Source organism: Pseudomonas sp. G11-1, from assembly GCF_024031555.1.
Taxonomy (GTDB): domain Bacteria; phylum Pseudomonadota; class Gammaproteobacteria; order Pseudomonadales; family Pseudomonadaceae; genus Halopseudomonas; species Halopseudomonas bauzanensis.
Genome location: NZ_QEYQ01000002.1, coordinates 635,258 through 658,353, shown reverse-complemented (window position 1 = coordinate 658,353; position 23,096 = coordinate 635,258). Strand labels below are relative to the sequence as shown.

Here is a 23,096-nt window from a genome sequence, read left to right as displayed (position 1 = left end):
ATTTCCCTGGAGAACATATGAACGATTGGCAACCGGCTGCGCCCCTGGGCAACCTGCGCCGGCGAGCGGAGATTATCAATGGTATCCGCCGGTTCTTCGCCGCGCGTGATGTGCTGGAGGTAGACACGCCCAGTCTTTCTGCCGCAGCGGTCAGCGATCCGCACCTGTTTCCCTTTACCACCGATTATGTGCCCGAGGGCGGTGGGGTCTCGCAGACCCTGTATCTGCACACCTCGCCGGAGTATCCGATGAAGCGCCTGCTGGCTGCTGGCAGTGGTTGTATCTGGCAGCTATGCCGGGTCTATCGCAACGGCGAAACCGGTAGCCGGCACAATCCCGAGTTCAGCATGCTGGAGTGGTACCGCATTGGTTTTGATCATCACCAACTGATGGATGAGGTCGATGATCTGGTGATGTCATTGCTGGGCAGCGAACGCTCGCGGCGGGTGACCTATGCGGCATTGTTCGCGGATTTCCTTGCTGTCGATATCCACACCTGTGGCGACGCCGAGCTGGCGCGGCTGGGGCGTGAGCATTGTGACTTCCAGGGTCAACTGGATCGGGATGGCTGGTTGAATCTGCTGTTCTCCCACTGCATCGAGCCGCAATTGCAGCAGCCGACCATGGTGTATGCCTTTCCGGCATCCCAGGCGGCGCTGGCTCGTGTGGTGGAGGGGGATGACTGCGTGCCCAGCGCGGCGCGTTTCGAGCTGTTCATCCGCGGAATGGAGTTGGCCAATGGCTATTTCGAGTTGACCGATGCCGATGAGCAGGCCCGCCGTTTCGCTGCTGACCAACAGCAGCGCCAGACGTTGGGGCGGCCGGTATTGCCGGTGGACGAGCTGCTGTTGAGCGGGTTACAGCAGGGGCTCCCGGAATGTGCGGGCGTAGCGCTGGGAGTGGACCGGCTGGTGATGCTGGCACTGGGAGCGACCCGGATCGACGAGGTGATCGCCTTTCCCCTGGCTCGCGCCTGACCGGATAATATTTCGCCGCCCATGACCGCTTGGGAAGGTGGCACGGGCAAGCAAGAGAGGGGAAGTGACAACGCCCCCCCGGCGAGCGGGGGCGTTGTGCTTACAGCTTCAATGGCTCAGTCAGCGGGGCTGAGTCGCTCGCCCATCTTCTGACCCATGCGTACCAGGCTACCGGCCGCCAGGTGTTCATCCCAGCGCGCGCGTCCGGGAGCGAACAGCACAATAGCCGTGGAGCCGAGCTTGAAGCGGCCCATCTCCGCGCCGCGTTCCAGTTCCGGGGCGCGGTGGCCGTAGGATTCACTGCGCAGCTGGCGTTGCGGTGGCGCCACCAGGCCAGCCCAGACGGTTTCCACTGAGGCCACGATCATCGCACCGACCAGCACCACGGCCATGGGGCCGGCATCGGTATCGAACAGACAGACCACCCGTTCGTTGCGGGCGAAGAGCTCCGGCACGTTCTCTGCGGTGGTCTGATTCACTGAAAACAGCTTGCCCGGTACATAGATCATGTCGCGCAGTGTGCCGCCCAGGGGCATGTGTACGCGGTGATAGTCGCTGGGCGACAGATATACGGTGGCAAATTCGCCGCCCTGGAATTGCTCGGCATGGGCCGGATTGCCGCCGAGCAGTTCAAGCACGCTGAAACTCTGGCCCTTGGCCTGGAAGATGCGGCCATGCTCGATCTTGCCCAGTTGGCTGATGGCGCCATCGGCCGGGCAGAGAATGCTGGCTTCGCCCTCATCCAGTGGGCGGGCGTCGGGCAGCAGGGCGCGGGTAAAGAAATCATTGAAGCAGCGGTAGGCGGTCGGGTTCGGCTCGACGGCCTGGCTCATATCGACCTGGTAGCGCTTGACGAACCAGTTGATAAAGGGGTTTTTCACCCAGCTCCAGGTACAGTTGGCCAGCCCGCCGGCCAGACGGGACAGCAGGTGCTGGGGCAATAGGTATTGGGAAGTGATGAACAGGCGATCGCGCATGTAGAGGTCTCAGAGATCAATGGGTGTGTCGGGATGGTTGCCCCATTCGGCCCAGGAGCCGGCATAGGCCCTGACCCGTGGGTAGCCAAGGATCTTGGCCGCCAGATAGGTGAAGCCGGAGCGGTGATGGGTCTGGCAATGGGTGACCACGTCCCGGTCAGGAGTGATGCCCAGGGCTTGCAGTTGTGCAGCCAGGTTGGCGCGCAGGCGCAGGCCGTGCTGCGGGTCCATGCCGGCCGTCCATTCAAAGTTGATGGCCCCGGGGATATGCCCGCCGCGAGCGGCCAGCACCTTGTCGCCCCGGTGCTCGGCCGGCGAGCGAGCGTCCCAGATTACCTGATCAGAGTTATTCAGGTTGGCCAGCAGCTCATCCAGAGTCACGCTGTGATCGCCATTGACGGTCAGGGTGGGCTGGGTTGGCTCGGCCTGATGCGCCTGTTGCTCCAGCGGCAAATTCTCGGCCTGCCAGGCTTTCAGACCGCCATTCAGATAGCTGTAGTGCGGGTGGCCGATGCTGTCGAGAATCCAGATGAAGCGTCCGGCCCAACCGCCGCCTTCATCGTCGTAGACGATGTAATGCAGCTCACTATGATGGCCCAGGCTGCCGAGAATCTGCTGCAGGCTGGCCACGTCGGGCAGTAGCCCGGGAACCGGGGCAGGGCTGGTGATGCTGCCGGGCGGCAGATGCACGGCGCCGGGGACATGGCCGGCCAGGTACTGCTCGGACTTGCTCAGGTCGACCAGCCGAAATACCGCCGGATCGAGCGATGCCGGTAACTGGCTGGGCTCCAGCAGTAACGGCAATGCAGAAGAGGAAGTGGTCATGGTTCGAATCTCTTTTCGTTGTTGCAGGCATTATACAGAGCAAAGCCGGCAAAGCTGGGCTTGGCTGAAAAAGCCGATGCGATGAGTGGCAGCAGCCGCTGCAATTTGTCATTCAGAATTGGCGCGCTGTGGCCGATATAGGCCGGTATGATGGTTTTTTGGGTGCCGGTCGGGCGCCGGGCGAGTCGGAGATAGCGGGGCATATGCTGAAAATTGTGGGTTATGTGATAGTCACCATCAGCGTGTTTGGTGGGTTCATGATGTCGGGCGGGATGTTGGCGGCGCTGTGGCATCCTTTTGAAATCGTCATCATTGGCGGTGCGGCGTTGGGTATCTTTCTGATTGCCAACAGCATGGCGACGGTAAAAAAGGTACTTGGCAAGATCCCGGCGATCTTCTTTGGACACCGCTTCAACAAGGCTTTTTATCTGGATGTGCTCGGGGTGCTCTATGAGATCCTCAACAAAAGCCGCCGCGAGGGCATGATGGCGATCGAGGCGGATATCGAAGAGCCCCAGGAAAGCCCGATTTTCAGCAAGTACCCGGCGATTCTCAAGGATGCGCATATGACCGCTTTCATCTGCGACTACCTGCGCATCATGTCCACCGGCACTATGGCGCCCCACGAGCTGGAGGCGCTGTTCGATGTGGAAATTTCCAGCCTCACCGAGGAACTGAACGAGCCGGCCCACGCCCTGAACCGGATCGCCGACGCCCTGCCGGGTTTCGGTATCGTCGCTGCAGTGCTTGGGATCGTCATCACCATGAGTATCCTCGGCGAGGCGGACAACGCCTTGATCGGCGAGAAGGTTGGTACTGCGCTGGTGGGGACTTTCCTGGGTATCCTCGCGGCCTACGGTTTCGTTGGACCTTTCGGCACCGCGGTCCAGCATGACGCCAACGAAGAGGCCAATACCTACGAAGCGATCAAAATGTGCCTGGTCGCCAGTGCCCAGGGCCTGCCACCGGCATTGGCGGTGGAGTTTGGCCGCAAGGCAATGCTGCCGGAGCAGCGGCCAAGCTTTGCCGAGCTGGAAACGTCGGTCAAGGGGCGCTGAGCCGTGGACAGTCCTCAGCCGATCATCGTCAAGCGAGTCAGCCGCAAGGCTGACGGCCACCACGGCGGCTCCTGGAAGATCGCCTTCGCTGACTTCGCCATTGCCATGATGGCGTTCTTCCTGGTCATGTGGTTGGTCACGGTAGCGACGCCGGAGCAGCTGAAAATGGTCTCCGCCTATTTCAAGGACCCGATCAATTTTGATGGTGGCAGCCCGCACCCAATTGATCTGGGCGGCTCGCCGACACCGGCGCCGCAACGTACCCTCAATGAGTTGGACAGTGGCAGGGACCAATTGCCGGAGCTGTTGGAGCAACTGGAGCCGATGGTGCCGGCGCGGCCGGAGGTGGATGAGCTGCCGGACAAGATGGAGCTGCGCGAGCTGGACCTGCTGTTGCAGGAACTGCAGAACAAGATCGATACCGAGCCGGTTCTGCAGCGCTTCCGTGATCAGATCCTGATGGAGTTTACCCTGGAGGGGTTGCGCATCCAGATCGTTGATGCGGAAAATCAGCCCATGTTCGCCAGTGGCAGCCCCGAATTGCGGCCGTATTTCGAGGAGATCCTGTTGACCCTGGCCGATACCATCGCCAAGGTGCCGAAGCGTATCAGCATCAGCGGCCACACCGACGCCATGCCTTATACCGGACGCCGGGATTACGGCAACTGGGAACTGTCGACCCAGCGCGCCAATGCGGCGCGGCGCACGCTGCTGGCCGCCGGGTATCCCGAACAGCAGGTGGCGCGTGTGGTGGGCTACGCCGACTCGGCGCTGTTCGACGCGGACGACCCGCTCAATCCGATCAACCGGCGGATCGATATCGTGGTCATGAACAAGCGTGCCGAGTTCGATATGCGGCGGCAGGCCGGCGCTGAGCGGCCGCAAGGTGGCTCGGCGCAGGCCGACCCGGAAGGCGCATCGCTGGACTCGCAATCGGCTGGGGATAGCGCGCCGGCAGCCGACGAGCTGCCCGCCACGCCACCCTCTGAGCGCCCGCGTAACCTGTTCGATGATGACAGTCAGTCCCTGGAACTGAGGCTCTAGAAGCGCCGCAGCAGGAGAGATCTATTGTGGGAGCGGCCTTGGCCGCGAGGCCTCACCCGGAACGCTTCGCGGCCGAGGCCGCTCCTGCAGTAGGGCTTCTGGGCGCTGGAGCACCGGCTCAGTTGCCGCTCAGACTTGCCAGAATATGCCGGTAGCTGTTCATTCGGCCGGCGGAAATCTCGCCGCTGGCCACCGCTTCGAGCAAGGCGCAGCCCGGTTCGTGCTTGTGCTGGCAATCGCGGAAACGGCAATGGCCGAGGAATGGGCGAAACTCGATAAAGCCTTCCAGCAGCTCATCGGGGCTGATATGAGTCAGGCCGAATTCGCGGATGCCGGGGGAGTCGATCAGATCTCCGCCATCAGGAAAGTGAAACAGCCGGGCGGTGGTGGTGGTATGGGTACCCTTGCCGGTCATCTCTGATAGCGCTCCGACGCGCAGGTCCACATCCGGCAGAAGAGCGTTGATCAAAGAGGATTTGCCCACCCCGGACTGACCGACCAGCACATTGACATGATCACGCAGCTCCCGGCGCAGGCCATCCAGCCCTTCGCCCGAGCCAGCGGACAGGCACAGGGTGCGATAGCCCAGGCGGGCGTAGTCATCCAGCCACGAGCGGATGTGCCCGAAGTCGCCCTGATCCAGCAGGTCAGCCTTGTTCAATACCAGCAGCGGTTCCAGTCCAGCCTGTTCGGCGGCGACCAGATAACGGTCGATCAGGTTGCTGTGTGGCGTGGGCAGGGGGGCGAATACAATCACCAGACGGTCGACGTTCGCTGCCACTGGCTTCAGCTGGCCGCGATGGTCTGGTCGATGCAGCTCGGTTGCTCGCGGCTGCAGTGCGACGATCACGCCACCTTGCTGATTATCGGCACGCCAGACGATGCGGTCGCCGGTTACCAGTGCCGGCAGGTTGGCGCGCCGATGGCAGCGCCGGACCTGGCCTTGCAGCGGGCCGGAGCTGGCCTCGACATCCACTTGCACCCCGAAATGGGCGATGACCTGGCCTTCCTGTTCTGGCCCGAGGTCGCCGCCGAGCAGGCTTTCCTCGGCCAGATCGGCCCGCCGGCTGGCGCGCGCGCTGCGCTCGTCCTGGATTTTTTGAATCCGCCAGCTCTGGCGTCGGGTGAGATGTCGCTTGGCCATAAATTATGCATCTTGAGAATCCGCCGCAGTGTAGCACGGGGCGCGTATACTGCTGCTACCCGGCGGCGCCAATATGCAAAGGAGCGACTATGAAGCACCCAGATAACCTGATCTGGATCGACCTGGAAATGACCGGTCTGGATCCGGACAAGGACGTGATCATCGAAATTGCCACCATCATCACCGACCCCCAGCTGAACGTGCTCGCCGAAGGGCCGGCGCTGGCCATCAAGCAACCCGATGCGCTGCTCGACGGCATGGATGAGTGGAATACCCGCCAGCACAACCAGTCCGGTCTGGTGCAACGGGTCAAGGACAGCCCCATCAGTCTGGCCGAAGCAGAGCAGATGACCCTCGAGTTCATCTGCAAATGGGTGCCGGCGGGACGCTCACCGATGTGCGGCAACAGTATCTGCCAGGATCGGCGTTTTCTCTATCGCGGCATGCCGAACCTGGAGCAATTCTTCCATTACCGCAACCTGGATGTGTCCACGCTGAAGGAGTTGGCCGCGCGCTGGGCGCCGGCGGTGCGCGATGGTTTCCAGAAAGAGAGCAGTCATCTGGCGCTGGATGATATTCGCGATTCGATTGCCGAGTTGCGGCATTACCGCGAGCACTTCATCAAGTTCTGAACGGTGGCGGGGCGGACTGGTGGGGCGGCCAGCCCCTGCACTCAAGGCAGATGCCACTCTAGCTTTCCGGGCTGGTTCCGTGCCGTGTCAACGCCCAGCGCACATGTTCGCGCACCAGCTCAGAGGGGTGATCGAGCCGACTGCGGAGTGCCTCGACCACCGGGATGCTGGTATGGGCGTTGCCCAGACCTACGGCCAGATTGCGTAGCCAGCGTTCGTGGCCGATGCGGCGCAGCGGTGACCCCTCGGTGTTTTTCAGAAACTGCTCTTCATCCCAGCGGAACAGGCTGATCAGATCGGCCTGATCCAGCTGATGGCGCGGACTGAAATCCTGCTCGTTGGTGGGCTTGGCGAACTTGTTCCAGGGGCAGACCAACTGGCAGTCATCACAACCGAACACCCGGTTGCCCATTTGCGGACGCAACTCCTCTGGAATCGCGCCCTTGAGCTCGATGGTCAGGTAGGAAATGCAGCGCCGGGCATCCAGCACATGCGCCCCGACAAACGCATCGGTCGGGCATTTGCTCAGGCAGGCGCTGCAACTGCCGCAGTGGTCCTGCTCATAGGCTTCATCGGTAGGCAGCGGCAGATCGGTATACAGCTCGCCGAGGAAGAAAAAGCTACCGGCCTTGCGGTTCAGCAGCATGGTGTTCTTGCCGATCCAACCCAGCCCGGAGCGGGTCGCCAGGGCGCGTTCCATGACCGGGGCGCTGTCGACGAAGGCGCGAAAGCCGAACGGGCCGATCAGGTTCTGGATACGCTCGGCCAGTTGCTGCAGGCGGCGGCGGATCAGCTTGTGATAGTCGCGGCCCAGGGCGTAGCGGGAGATATAGGCTGCATCGCGGTCGGCCAGTCGTTTGGCCATGCCGGTGTCGGTGGGCAGGTAATCCATGCGCACCGAAATGACCCGGCGCGTTCCCGGGACCAGCTCTTCCGGGCGTGTGCGCTTGCTGCCGTGGCTGGCCATCCACTCCATTTCCCCGTGGTAGCCCGCATCCAGCCATTGCTGCAGACGCTGTTCATGGGCGCCGATGTCTGGGTCGCTGATGCCCAACTGCTGAAAGCCGAGCTCGGCGGCGATCTCGCGGATCTGAGCGGCAAGCTGGACATAATCGGGAGCGGTATCGGGCATGGGGATGGGGTCTGTGCTTGAGTGAACGTATAATTCTGCCAGACAACACATCCGGGTGACATGTCCATGCGTCCTGATCTTCCTCGCCACATCTACAGCTCCGCGGCTACCAGAGAGCTGGATGCACGCATTATCGCCGCCGGCACGCCTGGTTTCGAGCTGATGCAGCGGGCCGCCGCCGCTGTCTGGCGCGAGCTGCGCCGGCGCTGGCCCCATGCCGACCGGCTGACCGTGCTGTGCGGCGGCGGTAATAATGGCGGCGATGGTTATCTGGTGGCGCGCCTGGCCCAGCGGGCCGGCTGGCACGTGCAGGTATTGACGCTGACGCCGCCGGAGCGTCTGCAAGGCGATGCGGCAGCGGCTTGGCGCGCCGCTCAGGAAGCGGGCGCCAGCATCGAGCCCTGGCGAGGCGTTCTGCCGCGAAGTGGTGTGGTGCTGGATGCCATGCTCGGCACCGGGCTGCAAGCGGCGGTGCGTGATCCCTTCAGCAATGCCATTACAGTGGTCAATGCCAGCGGCCTACCGGTGGTGGCGGTAGACCTGCCCAGCGGCTTGAATGCTGATCGCGGAGTAATCGAGGGCTGCGCTATCCGGGCGGATCTGACGGTGACCTTTATCGCCCTCAAGCCCGGCCTGCTGACCGGCCAGGGGCCGGATCAGGTCGGTGAGCTGTGTTTCGCCGCACTGGCCGAGGCGTCCGAGCCGGGCGTGGCGCCGCAGCTCGAACGGCTGGATCTGGCGTTCTATCATGAGACACTTGCGCCGCGGCCCCGGGCCGCACACAAGGGTATGTTCGGCCACCTGCTGGTCATTGGCGGCAACCAGGGGATGGGCGGCGCTATCCTGTTGGCGGCAGAAACCGCGCTGCGCTGCGGCGCGGGCAAGGTCAGTGTGGCGACCCGCAGTGAACATGTGGTGCCTATGCTGGCCCGATGCCCGGAAGTGATGGCGCATGGGGTGGATGATCCGGCACAATTGGCACCTTTGCTGGACCAGGCCACGGCGGTGGTGCTGGGGCCCGGATTGGGCTCTGGTCCCTGGGCTACACAACTGCTGAATGCAGTGCTGGAGCGCGACCTGCCGCGAATACTGGATGCCGATGCGCTGAATGCCATCGCCGCCGCGCCGCAGGCTGTCTCGCTGGGCAAGCGGACGATCATCACGCCACATCCGGCCGAGGCGGCCCGGTTGCTCGGCTGCGCGACCGCAGACATTCAGGCCGACCGGCTGGCGGCGGTCGAGCGGTTGGCGGAACGCTTTGGCTGTGCGGCTGTCCTCAAGGGTGTGGGCTCGTTGGTGGCCGGGCCCGCAGATGAAGTGTTGCCGGGGTTATGCCAGTACGGTAATCCGGGTATGGCCAGTGCGGGGATGGGGGATGTCCTGTCCGGTTTGATCGGCGCGCTGTTGGCCCAGCGGTTGGAAGCGGGCGCAGCCGGGCGTTACGCGGTATTGCTGCATGCCCTGGCGGGTGACCGGGCGGCAGAGCAGGGCGGTCAGTTGGGTATTATCGCCAGCGACCTGATTTCATCCATACGTTTTTATCTGAACCTGCGGGATATTTGATGACCCTGGAATTGCATGCACAAGGTGATCAGGCCATGGAACGCCTGGGCGCGGCTATTGGTGAGGCACTGAACTGGCGCGGTAGCGTCTGGCTGGAGGGCGACCTGGGCGCGGGCAAGACTACCCTCAGTCGTGGCCTGATCCGCGCTGCCGGTCATGCCGGTGCGGTGAAAAGCCCGACCTTCACGCTGGTCGAGCCCTATAAGCTGGAGCAGCGGAGTATCTACCATTTCGATCTGTATCGACTGGCCGACCCCGAGGAACTGGAGTTTCTCGGTATTCGTGACTACTTTTCGGACAATAGCCTGTGTTTGATAGAATGGCCCGCGAAAGGCCAGGGCATGTTGCCGCAGCCGGACCTGATCATCAGCATCACGGTTGACGGCGATGGCAGAAGACTGCAGATTGAGGGGCATGGGGAGCGCGGCCTGGCTGCTGGCCACAGGCTGCACAGCACAAGAGGCGAAGCAACGCCGTGATAAAACTCAGAACAATGACGCTGCGTGCGCTGGGGCTGTTACTGCTGGTCACCGGCACGCTGTATGGCGGCCTGCTGCAGGCCGCGCAGATCGAAAGTGTGCGCCTGTGGCGCGCGCCGGACAACACCCGGCTGGTCTTCGACCTCACCGGCCCTGCCGACCACAAACTGTTTACCCTGTCCAATCCCGAGCGGATCGTCATCGATATTTCGGGCGCGCGCTTTGCCGCCAGTACCGGTGATCTGCCGCTGCAGAACACCCCGCTGACCGGCTTGCGTTCGGCGCCTCGTGACGGCAGCGATCTGCGGGTGGTGTTGGACCTGTCCCGTGAGGTCAAGCCGAAGAGCTTCTCGTTGCCGCCGAATCAGCAGCACGGCCACCGACTGGTGATCGACCTCTATGACAACGAGCCGCGACCGGACCTGCCGGCCACGGCCGAGCCAAGCGCTTCGCCCTTGCCGCAGACGCCGACCCGCTCGGTGAGCGAGGCCGGCCAGCGGGATATCATTGTTGCTCTCGATGCCGGTCACGGCGGTGAAGACCCGGGCGCCATCGGCCATAACAAGGCGCGGGAAAAGGACGTGGTGCTGGCAATCGCTCGCGAGACGAAAGCACTGATCGATGCCGAGCCGGGGTTCAAGGCGGTGCTGGTGCGGACCGGGGATTATTTCATTCCGTTGCGCAAGCGCACCGAGATCGCCCGCAAGCACAACGCCGACCTGTTCGTCTCCATTCACGCCGATGCTTTTACCCGGCCCAGCGCCTTCGGCGCGTCGGTGTACGCCTTGTCTGATCGCGGTGCGACCTCGGAAACCGCGCGCCTGCTGGCGGACCGGGAAAACCGCTCCGACCTGATCGGCGGTGTGGGCGGCGTGAGTCTGGACAACAGGGATCAGGTGCTGGCCAGCGTGCTGCTGGATCTGTCCATGACCGCTACCCTGTCCGCCAGCCTGGATGTCGGGCAGCAGGTACTGGGCTCTATCGGCAAGCTGACCCCGTTGCACAAGCGCCGGGTTGAACAGGCCGGCTTCATGGTGCTCAAATCCCCGGACATTCCATCGATTCTGGTTGAGACGGGGTTCATCTCCAATCCCGGGGAGGCCAGGAAGCTGGTGACCCGCAGCCACCAGCAGGGCTTGGCGCGGGCGATGCACAGCGGTATTCGCAGCTACTTCCACCGCAATCCGCCGCCCGGTACGCGCATTGCCGCGCTCAAGAGCAACGGTCAGCTGGCGCAAGGGCCACGTGAGCATACGGTGACGCGGGGTGATACCCTGTCGATGATCGCTACCCGCTACGAGGTCAGCCTGGCCAGTCTGCGCCAGGCCAACGGCCTGGGTAGTGATCAGATTCGCGTCGGTCAGGTGCTCAAGGTGCCGGCCGGCAACATGCTGGTCAAAAATGACCCCTGATACTGCTAACGAAGTCTGACATGCCCCGAATACAGTTGTTGAATCCGCGTCTGGCCAACCAGATTGCGGCTGGAGAGGTCGTCGAACGTCCCGCCTCGGTGATCAAGGAGCTGCTGGAAAACAGCCTGGACGCCGGCGCCACGCGAATCGACATCGACGTCGAACAGGGCGGCGTCAAACTGTTGCGGGTGCGCGATGACGGCTGTGGTATTGAGGAGGATGATCTGCCGCTGGCGCTGTCACGCCATGCCACCAGCAAGATCATGGACCTGGATGATCTGGAGCGGGTCGCCACCCTGGGCTTTCGTGGTGAGGCGCTGGCCTCGGTAGCCTCGGTGTCGCGGCTGCTGCTGACTTCCTGCTCGGAGACCGCGGAACAAGCCTGGCAGGTGGAGACCGAGGGGCGCGACATGAACCCGCGGGTGCAACCGGCGGCGCATCCCCGGGGCACCACGGTGGAAGTGCGTGACCTGTTTTTCAATACCCCGGCGCGACGCAAATTCCTGCGCACCGAGAAAACCGAATTCGGCCACCTGGAAGAGGTGGTCAAGCGCCTGGCCTTGTCACGCTTCGATGTCGCTTTCAATCTGCGGCACAATGGTCGCTCGGTACTTAGCCTGCGACCGGCGCACACCGAGCAGGAGGCGCGGCGTCGGGTCGCCAGTATCTGCGGGCCGGCTTTCGTCGAACAGTCGGTGACCATCGACCAGGAGCGCAGCGGATTGCGCCTGTGGGGCTGGGTCGGACTGGCGACCTTTTCCCGCAGCCAGGCGGATCTGCAGTATTTCTGCGTCAATGGCCGGATGATCCGCGACAAGCTGGTGGCCCATGCGGTACGTCAGGCCTATCGTGATGTGCTGTTCAATGGGCGGCACCCGACCTTTGTGCTGTTTCTGGAAGTGGATCCGGCGGTGGTGGATGTCAACGTACACCCGACCAAGCACGAGGTGCGCTTTCGCGACGGTCGCATGGTGCACGACTTCCTGTTCAGCACCCTGTACCGGGCGCTGGCCGATCAGCGGCCGGACTCGCAGAGCGGGGCGACGGATGATTCAACTGGTGAAGGCCTGCAGTCAACGGCCATGCCAGCCGCCACGGGCCTGAGCGCCGGGGTATTCTCCGGGCAGACCCATATGCCGCTGAATGAACCCGCACCAGCCTGGTCGGTTGCGCCTGCGGCGCTGGAACGCCCTTCGCCACAGGCATTGGCTGGCGCCACGCAGGCTTATACCGGGCTTTATGGTGAAACGGCGGGTCAGCCTGCGCAGATGCCGCCAGCCGGAGACGCCGGCGAGGTGCCGCCGCTGGGCTACGCCTTGGCCCAGCTGCACGGCGTATTCATTCTGGCGGAGAATGCCGACGGCCTGGTAGTCGTCGACATGCACGCCGCCCATGAGCGCATCACCTATGAGCGCCTGAAGCAGGCCATGGAGCTTGAGGGGCTGCGCAGCCAACCGCTGTTGGTACCCGAATCCATGGCGGTGAGTCAGCGTCAGGCCGACTGCGCCGAGGAACATGCCGCCTGGTTCGCCCGGTTGGGCTTTGCCTTGCAGCGCATGGGGCCGGAAACCTTGGCCATTCGTGAAATTCCGGCATTGCTGCGCCAGGCCGATGCGGCGCAATTGGTGCAGGATGTACTGGCGGACCTGATGGAGTTCGGTACCAGCGATCGCATCGAGGCGCACCGCAACGAATTGCTGGCCACCATGGCCTGCCACGGCTCGGTACGCGCCAATCGGCGCCTGACCCTGGCGGAAATGAACGCACTGTTGCGTGACATGGAGCAGACCGAGCGCAGTGGCCAGTGTAACCACGGGCGGCCGACCTGGACCCGCATGAGCATGGGCGAGCTGGATAAACTCTTCCTCCGGGGCCGTTGAATGGGCGCTTCTGCGACACCCACGGTGATCTGCCTGATGGGCCCGACCGCCGCGGGCAAGACCGATATGGCCCTGCATCTGGCCGAGCACCTGCCATGCGAGCTGATCAGCGTGGATTCGGCACTGGTCTATCGCGGCATGGACATCGGCACCGCCAAGCCCGACGCCGCGACCCTGGCGCGTTATCCCCACCATCTGGTAGATATCCTCGATCCAGCCGAAGCCTACTCGGCGGCACGTTTTCGCCATGATGCCCAGGCGCTGATCGCCGATATCATCAATCGCGGCCGCATTCCGCTGCTGGTCGGCGGCACCATGCTGTATTACAAGGCTCTGGCCGGCGGACTGGCCGCAATGCCGGCGGCTGATCCGCTGGTGCGTCAGCGCATCGAGGCCCTGGCTGCGGCGCAGGGTTGGGAGGCAGTGCATGCCGAGCTGGCGAAGGTCGATCCGACCGCGGCCGCCCGCATTCATCCCAATGACCCGCAGCGGATTCAGCGTGCTTATGAAGTCTTTCTGTTGAGTGGCGTGACGCTGACCGATTGGCATGCCCGCCAGGCGCTTGAAAATGCCGAAAGCAGGGCGACTGGTGGGGCAAATATGTCCTATACTACGCGCTATGTGGCTGTGGCTCCCCGCGAGCGGCATATCCTCCATGAACGCATTGCCCTGCGTTTTTCACTGATGTTGGAGCAGGGTTTCATTGCTGAAGTGGAAGCCTTGCATGCGCGGGGTGATCTGGATGTGTCGATGCCGTCGGTTCGTGCAGTGGGGTACCGGCAGGCCTGGGACTATCTCGACGGGAAACTCTCTCTCGATGAAATGGTCGAACGCGGTGTAATTGCCACCCGGCAGTTGGCGAAGCGCCAGTTTACCTGGCTGCGCGGTTGGCGTGAGGATATCGAATGGTTCGACAGCCTGGACCCGGAAAGATCGGACAAGCTCTTGAAATACCTCGGGTCAATCGCCATATAGCTTTCTCGTACTGCTGTCGGCAGGTGTCACGTAGTCATCTGGATACTGGCTGTCCGTCCTGATGGACTGGCCGGATAATGCATTTCAATTTAAAGCGGTTCCCATAATGGTTTCCATAAGGAGTGAGGCAATGTCAAAAGGGCATTCTCTACAAGACCCTTACCTGAACGTTCTGCGCAAGGAACGTGTTCCGGTATCCATCTATCTGGTCAATGGCATCAAGCTGCAAGGCCAGATCGAGTCTTTCGACCAGTTCGTCATTTTGCTGAAGAACACTGTCAGCCAGATGGTTTACAAGCACGCCATTTCCACCGTGGTGCCCGGTCGCCCGGTTCGCCTGCCGGTGCAGGGTGGCGATGAGGCCGAGGCTGGCAATCCTTGATCGCGCTGGAGGCCTGATTGTTTTTTGAACGTCATGAGGGGGGTGAACGTGCCGTACTCGTTCACCTGGAAGGCCAGGATGAACAGAACCGTGAAGACCCTCATGAGTTTCTGGAACTGGTACGCTCGGCCGGCGCGGAGATCGTCGATTTCCTGACCATCAATCGTTATCAGCCCAGCCCGCGCTTTCTCATCGGCACGGGCAAGGTTGAGGAGCTGCGCGCGCTGGTCAAGGCGGGTGAGGGTGATCTGGTCATCTTCAACCATGTGTTGACACCGAGCCAGGAACGCAACCTCGAGCGCGAGCTTGAGTGCAGGGTGATTGATCGTACCGGGCTGATTCTGGATATCTTCGCCCAGCGTGCGCGTACCCATGAGGGTAAGTTGCAGGTTGAGCTCGCCCAGCTGGATCACTTGAGTACCCGCTTGGTTCGCGGCTGGACTCACCTTGAGCGGCAGAAAGGTGGTATTGGTCTGCGTGGCCCGGGCGAAACTCAGCTGGAAACCGACCGCCGCCTGTTGCGGGTGCGCATCAAGCAGATCTCCAAGCGCCTGGAGAAGGTGCGCAGCCAGCGTGATCAGGCTCGCCGCGCCCGTCGCCGGGCGGAAATTCCTGTCGTCTCCCTGGTCGGATATACCAACGCCGGCAAGTCCACTCTGTTCAATACCTTGACTGAATCTGCGGTGTACGCGGCCGATCAGCTGTTCGCTACGCTCGATCCGACCCTGCGCCGGGTTGAGCTGGACGATATCGGCCCGGTCATCATGGCTGATACGGTGGGTTTCATCCGCCATCTGCCGCACAAACTGGTTGAAGCCTTCCGCGCCACCTTGGAAGAATCCAGTCAGGCTGATCTGTTGCTGCATGTAATTGATGCCGCGGATGAGGAGCGCACCTCGAATATCGAGCAGGTCAATCTGGTACTGGGTGAGATTGGCGCCAATGAACTGCCGATGCTGGAGATCTACAACAAGATCGATCTGCTGGATAACTTCGAACCTCAGATCCAGCGTGACGGCGATGGCGTGGCGGTGCGGGTCTGGCTGTCGGCACGCGAAGGCAAGGGTCTGGAGCTGCTGGCGCAGGCTGTCGCTGAACGCCTGGGTGACGATATCGTGCAGCAGAGCGTTGTGCTGGAGCACGCCGAGGCCCGGCTGCGCGCGCAGTTCTACGCTGCGGGAGCGGTCACTGCCGAGCGCATCGCCGCTGACGGCCGTCAGGAGCTGGATCTGCGCCTGCAGCGCAGCGACTTCAATCGGCTGCTCAAACGTGAAGGCTGGCAGCCGGACAGGTTTCTCGAACAACACACTTTGCAATAATGGATGGCGGTCGCGGTTCGCGCTGCGGCTGACATTTGCTGTAGGATTGCAGAAATGACTGCGCCGGCCATCCACGTCGGCGGAAGCAGTTTAATGGTTTTGGATAACGGAGAACGCTATGGCGTGGAATGAGCCTGGTGGTGGCAACAACTCGAACAACCAGGATCCCTGGGGTAGTGGCGGTAACCGTGGCGGTGGCAATCGCGGCGGCAAGCAGGGACCACCCGATCTGGACGAGGCGCTGCGCAAGTTGCAGGACAGCCTGAACGGTATCTTCGGCAGCAAGAAGCGCGGCAGCGGCGATGGCGGCAACGGCCGGCGTGTCGGCGGTGGACAGGGCATCCCCAAGGGGCTCTGGGTCATCGGCGGCCTGATCATCTTCGTTTTCTGGCTATTCAATGCGGTCTACAAGGTCGACGAGCAGGAGCAGGCAGTGGTGCTGCGTTTCGGTGAATATCACCGGACTGTTGAATCGGGTCTGCATATCTACTTCCCGCCGATCGAGAAGAAATTCCAGCGCAACGTCACCCAGGTACGCTCTTATCGTCAACAGGGTCAGATGCTGACCGAAGACGAGAACATCGTCGAGGTGCCGTTGGCGGTGCAGTACCGTATCTCCAATCTGGAGGACTTCGTCCTCAAGGTGGAAGATCCCGAGACCAGCTTGCGCCATGCAACCGAGAGCGCGCTGCGTCATGTGGTGGGTTCCACGGGGATGCACCAGGTGCTGACCGAAGGTCGTGAGCAGATGGGCGTCGAGACTACAGAGCGTCTGCAGCGTTATCTGGATGCCTATCAGACCGGTATCACCGTGGTTCAGGTGAACATCGAAAGCGCGCAGGCTCCGGCCGAGGTGCAGGACGCGTTTGACGACGTGATCCGCGCCCGGGAAGACGAGGTGCGTGAGCGCAACCAGGCTGAATCCTATGCCAATGGCGTGATTCCGGAAGCTCGCGGTCAAGCCCAGCGCCTGCTGGAAGAAGCCAGCGGTTACCGTCAGGCCATGGTCGCCCGTGCTCAGGGTGAGGCTGAGCGCTTCAACCTACTGGTGAGCGAGTACCAGCAAGCGCCGGAAGTGATGCGCGAGCGTATGTTTATTGAAACGCTGCAGGAAGTGATGAGCAACACCAGCAAGATCATGGTGTCGGGTGATGGCAACAGCAACCTGCTGTACCTGCCGATCGACAAGCTGATGCAGCAGGGCGGTGGTTCGTCATCTTCGTCCTCGGCCGTTCCTTCTGCCGCTGGCGCTGATGCCAATACCCGTCTGCCTGTACAACTGCAGCAGCGTGATGTGCGTACAAGGGAGGTCCGCTGATGAGTAACAAGTCAATTTTCGGACTCGTAATCGCCCTGGTGGTGATCGTGGTCGGTTGGAACAGCTTCTTCATCGTCGAGCAGACCCAGCGCGGTCTGGTACTGCAGTTCGGTAAGGTCGTCCGTGTCGACGTGCCACCGGGGCTGCACTTCAAGCTGCCGTTCGTGCAGGAAGCGAAGATGTTCGATGGCCGCCTGCTGACCCTGGACACCACCACCCAGCGTTACCTGACGCTGGAAAAGAAGGCGCTGATGGTGGACTCCTTCGCCAAGTGGCGCATCGCCAACGTGCAACGCTACTACACCGCTACCTCCGGACTGCGTTCGATTGCCGAAGAGCGTCTGTCTCGCCAGCTGGAGTCGGGTCTGCGCAACGAAGTGGCGCGCCGTACCCTGCATGAGGTGGTGGCCGGTGAGCGCGATCAGTTGATGGCCGATATCACTGGCGATCTTAACGAGAGCGCGCGCCGCGAACTCGGTATCGAGGTGCTCGATGTGCGGGTCAAGGGTATGGACCTGCCCCGTGAGGTGAACCGTAGCGTGTTCGAGCGGATGAGTTCCGAGCGTGAGCGCGAGGCCCGCGAGCATCGCGCCAAGGGTCGTGAGCTGGCCGAAGGTATTCGCGCCGATGCCGACCGGCAGCAGCGCGTGATCCTGGCTGAAGCCTTCCGTGAAGCTGAAGAAATCCGTGGCCAGGGTGATGCCGAAGCGGCATCCATCTATGCCGAGGCGTATAACAAGGATCCTGAGTTCTACTCCTTCTATCGCAGTCTGCAGGCCTACCGTGAAAGCTTCTCGAGCAAGTCCGATGTGCTGGTACTTGACCCGAGCAGCGAATTCTTCAAGTTTTTCAAAGGGGCGCAGCAACCCTGATTCGAGCCTGGCTGCACTCGTCCAACGAACGGGTGTAGCCAGTCGAAAACATGCTACAATCGCGCAGCCGGGTCATCCCGGCTTTTTTGTGACCGGCAGATCCGGGCGAGGGGTTCGAGTTCATGTGGCAGAATCTGGCCGCGGCACTGTGTCTGGTGCTGGTTCTGGAAGGTCTGATGCCCTTTCTGGCTCCCCGCCGGTGGAAACGAATGCTGGTTGAAGTGAGCGGTATGAGTGACCGGCAACTGCGGGTTGCCGGGTTGCTGAGCATGCTGGCGGGTACTGCCTGCTTATATCTGATCCGCTAGGGTGGGTCGACAGACCTTTGCCCTTTACGTAATAAAGGTTTTGAAAATGCCTACTGTTGATCGCTGGCTCTTGCCTGACGGGATCGAAGAAGTGCTGCCGGAAGAGGCGGCGCGTACCGAAGCAGCCCGTCGGCAACTGCTGGATCTGTTCTCCCGCTGGGGGTATGACCTGGTCATCACCCCGCATATCGAGTATCTCGAATCCCTCCTGACCGGCTCCGGTCATGATCTGGAACTGCAAACCTTCAAAATGATCGACCAGATGTCTGGGCGTATGCTCGGCCTGCGTGCGGACATCACGCCCCAGGTGGCGCGTATCGACGCGCATACGCTCGGCGCCGAAGGTCCCAGTCGTCTATGCTATTGCGGTAGTGTGCTGCACACGCTGCCGCGGCCGTTGTCCACTTCCCGCAGTCTGATCCAGCTGGGTGCCGAACTCTATGGCGATGCGTCCAGTGCCAGCGATATCGAAGTTATTGCGTTGATGCTGGAAACCCTGGCGGCGTCGCGTGTCGAGGGTGTGCATCTGGATATCGGCCACGTGGGTATTTACCGTGGTCTGGTCGAGGCGGCGGGTTTGGACGGCGCGGTCGAACGCGCTCTGTTCAATGCCCTGCAGCGCAAGGCGCTGGACGAGGTGCAGGAATTGACCTCGCGTATCGAGCAACCAGCCCTGGCGGCCATGCTCTGCAGCCTGGCTGAGCTGTCCGGTGGGGTCGAGGTTCTGGAACGTGCGCATATTATGCTTGACGGTGCGCCCGAGGCCATTCTGGCAGCGCTCGACGAGCTGGCGGAAATCGCTCAGGTGATTTCCCAGCGCTATCCGCAGGTGCCGCTGTATTTCGATCTGGCGGAGCTGCGTGGTTATCACTACCACACGGGCGTGACCTTCGCGGCATTCGTCGCTGGCACCGGTCAGAGCATCGCCCAGGGCGGTCGCTATGACGAGATTGGCCGTGACTTCGGCCGTGCGCGCCCGGCTACGGGTTTCTCAACTGACCTGCGGTTGCTGGTGGCCTGCGGTGAGATCGACGGTGGTCGTCGTGATCACGGCATCTGGGCGCCGCATGCGAGCCAGCCTGGTCTGCACGACAAGGTCATGCAGCTGCGTCAAGCCGGTGAGCGGGTGATAGTGGCATTGCCCGGTCAGCTCGATGCCGAGGCGGTGGGTTTCGGTTGTGATCGGATTCTGCATTTTGCGAATGATGGTTGGCAGGTAAAAGAACTGCACATTTGACTTTCATGGCCTGCTGGGCCAGTTCCTAACGAGTGAGGCAAGAGCTGAACATGGGTAAGAATGTTGTCATCCTGGGCACCCAATGGGGTGATGAGGGTAAGGGCAAGATCGTCGATCTGCTGACTGATCAGGTATCAGCGGTGGTGCGTTATCAGGGCGGGCACAATGCCGGTCACACGCTGGTGATCGACGGTGAGAAGACCGTTCTGCACCTGATTCCCTCGGGGATTCTGCGCGAAAACGTGATGTGCTACATCGGCAACGGCGTGGTGCTGTCCCCGGAGGCGCTGCTCAAGGAACTGACCGGCCTGGAAGCCAAGGGTGTGCCGGTGCGTGATCGTCTGCGCATCAGTCCGGCTTGTCCGCTGATCCTGCCTTACCACGTGGCGCTGGATCAGGCCCGTGAACTGGCCCGCGGTGAAGCCAAGATCGGCACCACCGGTCGTGGTATCGGCCCGGCCTATGAGGACAAGGTATCCCGCCGCGGTCTGCGCGTGGGCGACTTGTTCCACCGCGAGCGCTTCGCTGCCAAGCTGGGGGAGGTACTGGATTACCACAACTTCGCTCTGCAGCATTATTACAAGGTGCAGCCGATCGACTTCCAGAAGACTCTCGACGAGGCCATGGAATATGCCGAGTGGCTCAAGCCGCTGATGCAGGATGTGACGGCACGGCTGCACGAGCTGCGCCGCGAAGGCGCCAATATCATGTTCGAGGGAGCCCAGGGCTCGCTGCTGGACATCGACCATGGCACCTACCCCTACGTGACCAGTTCCAACACCACGGCTGGCGGCACCGCCACCGGTTCCGGTTTTGGTCCGCTGTACCTGGACTATGTGCTGGGCATCACCAAGGCCTACACCACCCGGGTCGGCTCTGGTCCGTTCCCCACGGAGCTGTTCGACGACATCGGTGAGCGTCTGGCCCAGCGCGGTCACGAATTCGGTTCCACCACAGGTCGCGCCCGTCGTTGCGGCTGGTTTGATGCGGTTATCCTGCGGCGCGCCATTGAGATCAACAGTATCAGCGGGCTGTGCCTGACCAAGCTGGACGTGCTCGATGGTCTGGATGCAATCCAGATTTGTGTCGGTTACCGTAACGCTGCAGGCGAAGTGCTGGAAGCGCCGAGCGACGCGGATAGCTATATCGGCTTGGAACCGGTCTACGAGGAAGTACCTGGCTGGAGCGAGTCGACCCTGGGCATCCAGACGCTGGAAGGGTTGCCGGCTAATGCCCGGGCCTATATTGCCCGGATAGAAGAGCTGGTCGGCGCGCCGATCGATATCATCTCCACCGGTCCGGATCGTAACGAGACCATCATCCAGCGGCAGATTTTCTGATCCGCGTGGAGTAAAAAAAAGCGCCCTGTGGGGCGCTTTTTTTATGGCTCATAGAAAGTGAGCGTACCGGACCCCTGGGAGGTTCGAGCACCAGCTCGTACCCAGCTGGCCAGCACGCCGCTGCTGCCGGCTGGCAATGCTATGCCACCAGCCAGCACTTCCTCTGGAGGGCCGATGGCGACCCCGTCGACTTCCATCTCGATCAGCGGCCCTGCCGCCAGCACCGTCCTGTTAATTGGGTATGGCTGAAGGAAAACCCTGGCTTCAGGGTTAACCGGCCTGCGGCAGCGCTCGCTCGACCAGCGTGCGCACATCCAGGCCGCGGGGCAGGGTGCCGTAGACTCGCCCATGCCCTTGCAGGCGACTGGCGATAAAGGCATCGGATACGGCACTGTTACCCGCTTCCAGCAGCAGTTTCGCCTGCAGTGCCACGGCCACATCTTCGGTCAACTGACGGGCACGGTACTGGATCTCATCCTTGTCCGCAAAGTGCTGTTGCAGTTGGGTGATATGGGCCTGCAGCCGCCGATCGCCAGCGCCATCACCCAGCTCGGCGAACAGCATCTCGACGATGCCCGGTTCCTTCGACAGGGCGCGCAACACATCCAGGCATTGCACATTGCCGGAGCCCTCCCAGATCGAGTTCACCGGCGCTTCGCGATACAGTCGCGGCAGAATGCTGTCTTCCACATAACCCGCACCGCCCAGGCACTCCTGAGCTTCGTTGATCATGGCCGGGGCGCGTTTGCAGATCCAGTACTTGCCGATGGCGGTGACCAGGCGGGCGAATCCGGCCTCGTGTGGATCATCGGCGTGGTCCAGCGCGCTGGCCATGCGCATGGTCAAGGCCAGCGCCGCCTCGCTTTCCAGGGCCAGATCGGCCAGTACGTTCTGCATCAGCGGCTGATCGATCAGTGGGCGCCCGCCGACATTGCGGTGGGCACAATGATGAGTGGCCTGGGCCAAGGCCTGGCGCATCAGCGAGCTGGAGCCGATCATGCAATCGAAGCGGGTCAATGCCACCATTTCGATAATGGTCGGTACGCCGCGGCCTTCCTCGCCGATCATCCAGGCCAGGGCGCCGCGAAACTCCACTTCGCTGGAGGCGTTGGCCTGATTGCCCAGCTTGTCCTTCAGCCGTTGTATATAAAATTGGTTGCGACTGCCATCGGGGCGGTGGCGGGGCAGTAGAAAGCAGCTCAGGCCCTTGTCGGTCTGCGCCAGGGTCAGGAAAGCGTCGCACATGGGGGCCGAGCAGAACCATTTGTGCCCCAGCAGCTCATAGGCGTGGCCAGGGCCGGCATTGGCGACCGGCCAGGCGCGGGTGGTATTGGCCCGCACATCGGTGCCGCCCTGCTTTTCGGTCATGGCCATGCCAATGGTCAGGCCGCTCTTTTGCTCCATCGGCAGATTGCGCGGATCGTACTGGCGCGACAGGATCTTCGGCAACCAATGCTCCGCCAGATCCGGCTGCAGTCGTAGCGCCGGTATGCAGGCGAAGGTCATGGTCATCGGGCAACTGGTGCCGGCCTCTGCCTGGTTGTGCAGGTACATCGTGGCGGCGCGGGCTACATGGGCGCCGGGGCGCGGTGCAGTCCAGGGAGCGCTGGTGATGCCATGGGCAATACCTGCGCTCATCAGTTCATGATAGGCGGGGTGAAATTCCACCAGGTCTATCCGGCGGCCCTGACGGTCATGGCTGTGGAATACCGGTGGGTTTTCATTGGCCAGAAAGCCGGCCCGCATCAATGCACCGCCGGCCAGTTGGCCATAGGCAGACAGTTGTTCATCGGCCCAGTCACCTCGGTAACGATGGACCCATTGCCGCAGGGGCAGATCGCTACGGTACAGGTTGATACCATCCAGCGGCGGCACCTGATTGGTGACTTCATGGGTTTCAGCGTACTGATGCAGGTTCATGGTGCGGTACTCCGATGCTTGTTTTTATAGTCGGCGGAACCCGAAAAGCCTGGCGTCGTGCTTCGGGTGCTCGTCAGCCATCCACACTACCAAGAATCACGGCCTTGATCACGAAGCCCAGCACGCCCAGGCCCAGGGCGAAGAACAACACCATGGTGCCGTAGCGGCCAGCCTTGGACTTCTTTGCCAGATCCCAGACAATGAATCCCATGAAGGCTACCAGGGCAAAGATGGACAAGGGCAGGGCAAGGGCTTCGAATTCTTCGTAGGACACAATGGTCTCCTGTCAGGAAAAAGGGCTG

23 protein-coding genes are annotated in these 23,096 nt (G+C 62.0%); 16 read left to right on the top strand and 7 right to left on the bottom strand.

Annotated elements, in window-relative coordinates; all coding sequences use genetic code 11:
- Window positions 1–17: 17 nt before the first annotated feature.
- Complete coding sequence (gene epmA / locus DHB74_RS09220; RefSeq protein ID WP_036990649.1) at window positions 18–977, top strand: EF-P lysine aminoacylase EpmA; 960 nt, start codon at window positions 18–20, stop codon at window positions 975–977.
- Between the two features lie 116 nt (window positions 978–1,093).
- Here epmA and asd read toward each other — a convergent pair whose 3' ends face one another.
- Genes asd through DHB74_RS09205 form a run of 3 tightly spaced genes read right to left on the bottom strand, consistent with a single transcriptional unit; the run spans window position 1,094 to window position 2,982 of the window.
- Window positions 1,094–1,954: an archaetidylserine decarboxylase gene (asd, locus tag DHB74_RS09215; protein WP_074780211.1), complete on the bottom strand. Its 861-nt coding sequence runs from the start codon at window positions 1,952–1,954 to the stop codon at window positions 1,094–1,096.
- 9 nt (window positions 1,955–1,963) lie between these two features.
- On the bottom strand, window positions 1,964–2,779 hold the full coding sequence (locus tag DHB74_RS09210) for a rhodanese-like domain-containing protein (protein ID WP_499161260.1): 816 nt from the start codon (window positions 2,777–2,779) through the stop codon (window positions 1,964–1,966).
- Window positions 2,776–2,982, bottom strand: a complete 207-nt coding sequence (locus tag DHB74_RS09205) for a hypothetical protein (RefSeq protein ID WP_036990644.1) — start codon at window positions 2,980–2,982, stop codon at window positions 2,776–2,778. The genes DHB74_RS09210 and DHB74_RS09205 overlap by 4 nt, the downstream gene beginning before the upstream one ends.
- Here DHB74_RS09205 and motA point away from each other — a divergent pair, their 5' ends adjacent.
- Window positions 2,983–3,837 (top strand): flagellar motor stator protein MotA, encoded by an 855-nt coding sequence (gene motA / locus DHB74_RS09200; protein WP_499161259.1) that lies wholly within the window; start codon window positions 2,983–2,985, stop codon window positions 3,835–3,837.
- 3 nt (window positions 3,838–3,840) lie between these two features.
- On the top strand, window positions 3,841–4,881 hold the full coding sequence (gene motB, locus DHB74_RS09195) for a flagellar motor protein MotB (RefSeq protein WP_499161258.1): 1,041 nt from the start codon (window positions 3,841–3,843) through the stop codon (window positions 4,879–4,881).
- Between the two features lie 118 nt (window positions 4,882–4,999).
- Here the strand turns inward: motB and rsgA are convergent, their stop codons facing one another.
- Window positions 5,000–6,025: a small ribosomal subunit biogenesis GTPase RsgA gene (gene rsgA, locus DHB74_RS09190; protein ID WP_136869272.1), complete on the bottom strand. Its 1,026-nt coding sequence runs from the start codon at window positions 6,023–6,025 to the stop codon at window positions 5,000–5,002.
- An 89-nt stretch (window positions 6,026–6,114) separates the two neighbouring features.
- Here rsgA and orn point away from each other — a divergent pair, with 89 nt between their 5' ends.
- Window positions 6,115–6,657 carry an oligoribonuclease gene (orn, locus tag DHB74_RS09185; RefSeq protein ID WP_036990640.1) on the top strand — a complete coding sequence of 181 codons (543 nt, stop codon included), beginning with the start codon at window positions 6,115–6,117 and terminating at the stop codon, window positions 6,655–6,657.
- Between the two features lie 58 nt (window positions 6,658–6,715).
- On the opposite strand, the gene queG is transcribed toward orn, so the two are convergent.
- Window positions 6,716–7,789 (bottom strand): tRNA epoxyqueuosine(34) reductase QueG, encoded by a 1,074-nt coding sequence (gene queG, locus DHB74_RS09180; RefSeq protein ID WP_280165418.1) that lies wholly within the window; start codon window positions 7,787–7,789, stop codon window positions 6,716–6,718.
- 66 nt (window positions 7,790–7,855) lie between these two features.
- Here queG and DHB74_RS09175 point away from each other — a divergent pair, with 66 nt between their 5' ends.
- The 12 genes from DHB74_RS09175 (at window position 7,856) to DHB74_RS09120 (ending at window position 20,874) form a co-directional block, all read left to right on the top strand.
- Entirely contained in the window at window positions 7,856–9,352 is a 1,497-nt protein-coding gene (locus tag DHB74_RS09175; RefSeq protein ID WP_499161257.1) for an NAD(P)H-hydrate dehydratase, read from the top strand.
- Entirely contained in the window at window positions 9,349–9,831 is a 483-nt protein-coding gene (tsaE, locus tag DHB74_RS09170; protein WP_499161256.1) for a tRNA (adenosine(37)-N6)-threonylcarbamoyltransferase complex ATPase subunit type 1 TsaE, read from the top strand. The genes DHB74_RS09175 and tsaE overlap by 4 nt, the downstream gene beginning before the upstream one ends.
- A gap of 14 nt (window positions 9,832–9,845) precedes the next feature.
- Window positions 9,846–11,243, top strand: coding sequence for an N-acetylmuramoyl-L-alanine amidase (locus tag DHB74_RS09165; protein WP_036990637.1), 1,398 nt, complete (start codon window positions 9,846–9,848; stop codon window positions 11,241–11,243).
- A gap of 20 nt (window positions 11,244–11,263) precedes the next feature.
- Window positions 11,264–13,123 carry a DNA mismatch repair endonuclease MutL gene (gene mutL, locus DHB74_RS09160; protein ID WP_499161255.1) on the top strand — a complete coding sequence of 620 codons (1,860 nt, stop codon included), beginning with the start codon at window positions 11,264–11,266 and terminating at the stop codon, window positions 13,121–13,123.
- On the top strand, window positions 13,124–14,098 hold the full coding sequence (gene miaA, locus DHB74_RS09155; RefSeq protein WP_074780232.1) for a tRNA (adenosine(37)-N6)-dimethylallyltransferase MiaA: 975 nt from the start codon (window positions 13,124–13,126) through the stop codon (window positions 14,096–14,098). It begins immediately after the preceding gene.
- A gap of 130 nt (window positions 14,099–14,228) precedes the next feature.
- A complete protein-coding gene (gene hfq / locus DHB74_RS09150; protein WP_036990634.1) occupies window positions 14,229–14,480 on the top strand; it encodes an RNA chaperone Hfq in 252 nt (83 codons plus the stop codon).
- Between the two features lie 17 nt (window positions 14,481–14,497).
- Window positions 14,498–15,799, top strand: a complete 1,302-nt coding sequence (gene hflX / locus DHB74_RS09145) for a ribosome rescue GTPase HflX (RefSeq protein WP_499161254.1) — start codon at window positions 14,498–14,500, stop codon at window positions 15,797–15,799.
- 118 nt (window positions 15,800–15,917) lie between these two features.
- The gene (hflK, locus tag DHB74_RS09140) at window positions 15,918–17,117 is read left to right on the top strand and encodes an FtsH protease activity modulator HflK (RefSeq protein WP_036990632.1); all 1,200 of its coding nucleotides are present in this window, start codon (window positions 15,918–15,920) and stop codon (window positions 17,115–17,117) included.
- On the top strand, window positions 17,117–17,989 hold the full coding sequence (gene hflC / locus DHB74_RS09135; protein ID WP_499161253.1) for a protease modulator HflC: 873 nt from the start codon (window positions 17,117–17,119) through the stop codon (window positions 17,987–17,989). Before hflK ends, hflC begins: the two co-directional genes overlap by 1 nt.
- A 122-nt stretch (window positions 17,990–18,111) precedes the next feature.
- Window positions 18,112–18,297 (top strand): DUF2065 domain-containing protein, encoded by a 186-nt coding sequence (locus DHB74_RS09130; protein ID WP_036990630.1) that lies wholly within the window; start codon window positions 18,112–18,114, stop codon window positions 18,295–18,297.
- Between the two features lie 46 nt (window positions 18,298–18,343).
- Window positions 18,344–19,534, top strand: coding sequence for an ATP phosphoribosyltransferase regulatory subunit (locus tag DHB74_RS09125; protein WP_499161252.1), 1,191 nt, complete (start codon window positions 18,344–18,346; stop codon window positions 19,532–19,534).
- Between the two features lie 50 nt (window positions 19,535–19,584).
- Entirely contained in the window at window positions 19,585–20,874 is a 1,290-nt protein-coding gene (locus DHB74_RS09120) for an adenylosuccinate synthase (protein ID WP_036990628.1), read from the top strand.
- 270 nt (window positions 20,875–21,144) lie between these two features.
- On the opposite strand, the gene DHB74_RS09115 is transcribed toward DHB74_RS09120, so the two are convergent.
- On the bottom strand, window positions 21,145–22,794 hold the full coding sequence (locus tag DHB74_RS09115; RefSeq protein ID WP_499161251.1) for an isovaleryl-CoA dehydrogenase: 1,650 nt from the start codon (window positions 22,792–22,794) through the stop codon (window positions 21,145–21,147).
- A gap of 73 nt (window positions 22,795–22,867) precedes the next feature.
- Entirely contained in the window at window positions 22,868–23,068 is a 201-nt protein-coding gene (locus DHB74_RS09110; RefSeq protein WP_074780248.1) for a DUF2788 domain-containing protein, read from the bottom strand.
- Window positions 23,069–23,096: the final 28 nt, after the last annotated feature.

What these genes read in the sequence shown, in the direction of transcription:
- epmA (WP_036990649.1), top strand. Translation starts at nt 18, where the DNA reads ATGAACGATTGGCAACCGGCTGCGCCCCTGGGCAACCTGCGCCGGCGA.
- asd (WP_074780211.1), bottom strand. Translation starts at nt 1,954, where the DNA reads ATGCGCGATCGCCTGTTCATCACTTCCCAATACCTATTGCCCCAGCAC.
- DHB74_RS09210 (WP_499161260.1), bottom strand. Translation starts at nt 2,779, where the DNA reads ATGACCACTTCCTCTTCTGCATTGCCGTTACTGCTGGAGCCCAGCCAG.
- DHB74_RS09205 (WP_036990644.1), bottom strand. Translation starts at nt 2,982, where the DNA reads ATGCCCCGCTATCTCCGACTCGCCCGGCGCCCGACCGGCACCCAAAAA.
- motA (WP_499161259.1), top strand. Translation starts at nt 2,983, where the DNA reads ATGCTGAAAATTGTGGGTTATGTGATAGTCACCATCAGCGTGTTTGGT.
- rsgA (WP_136869272.1), bottom strand. Translation starts at nt 6,025, where the DNA reads ATGGCCAAGCGACATCTCACCCGACGCCAGAGCTGGCGGATTCAAAAA.
- orn (WP_036990640.1), top strand. Translation starts at nt 6,115, where the DNA reads ATGAAGCACCCAGATAACCTGATCTGGATCGACCTGGAAATGACCGGT.
- queG (WP_280165418.1), bottom strand. Translation starts at nt 7,789, where the DNA reads ATGCCCGATACCGCTCCCGATTATGTCCAGCTTGCCGCTCAGATCCGC.
- DHB74_RS09175 (WP_499161257.1), top strand. Translation starts at nt 7,856, where the DNA reads ATGCGTCCTGATCTTCCTCGCCACATCTACAGCTCCGCGGCTACCAGA.
- DHB74_RS09165 (WP_036990637.1), top strand. Translation starts at nt 9,846, where the DNA reads ATGACGCTGCGTGCGCTGGGGCTGTTACTGCTGGTCACCGGCACGCTG.
- mutL (WP_499161255.1), top strand. Translation starts at nt 11,264, where the DNA reads ATGCCCCGAATACAGTTGTTGAATCCGCGTCTGGCCAACCAGATTGCG.
- miaA (WP_074780232.1), top strand. Translation starts at nt 13,124, where the DNA reads ATGGGCGCTTCTGCGACACCCACGGTGATCTGCCTGATGGGCCCGACC.
- hfq (WP_036990634.1), top strand. Translation starts at nt 14,229, where the DNA reads ATGTCAAAAGGGCATTCTCTACAAGACCCTTACCTGAACGTTCTGCGC.
- hflK (WP_036990632.1), top strand. Translation starts at nt 15,918, where the DNA reads ATGGCGTGGAATGAGCCTGGTGGTGGCAACAACTCGAACAACCAGGAT.
- hflC (WP_499161253.1), top strand. Translation starts at nt 17,117, where the DNA reads ATGAGTAACAAGTCAATTTTCGGACTCGTAATCGCCCTGGTGGTGATC.
- DHB74_RS09130 (WP_036990630.1), top strand. Translation starts at nt 18,112, where the DNA reads ATGTGGCAGAATCTGGCCGCGGCACTGTGTCTGGTGCTGGTTCTGGAA.
- DHB74_RS09125 (WP_499161252.1), top strand. Translation starts at nt 18,344, where the DNA reads ATGCCTACTGTTGATCGCTGGCTCTTGCCTGACGGGATCGAAGAAGTG.
- DHB74_RS09120 (WP_036990628.1), top strand. Translation starts at nt 19,585, where the DNA reads ATGGGTAAGAATGTTGTCATCCTGGGCACCCAATGGGGTGATGAGGGT.
- DHB74_RS09115 (WP_499161251.1), bottom strand. Translation starts at nt 22,794, where the DNA reads ATGAACCTGCATCAGTACGCTGAAACCCATGAAGTCACCAATCAGGTG.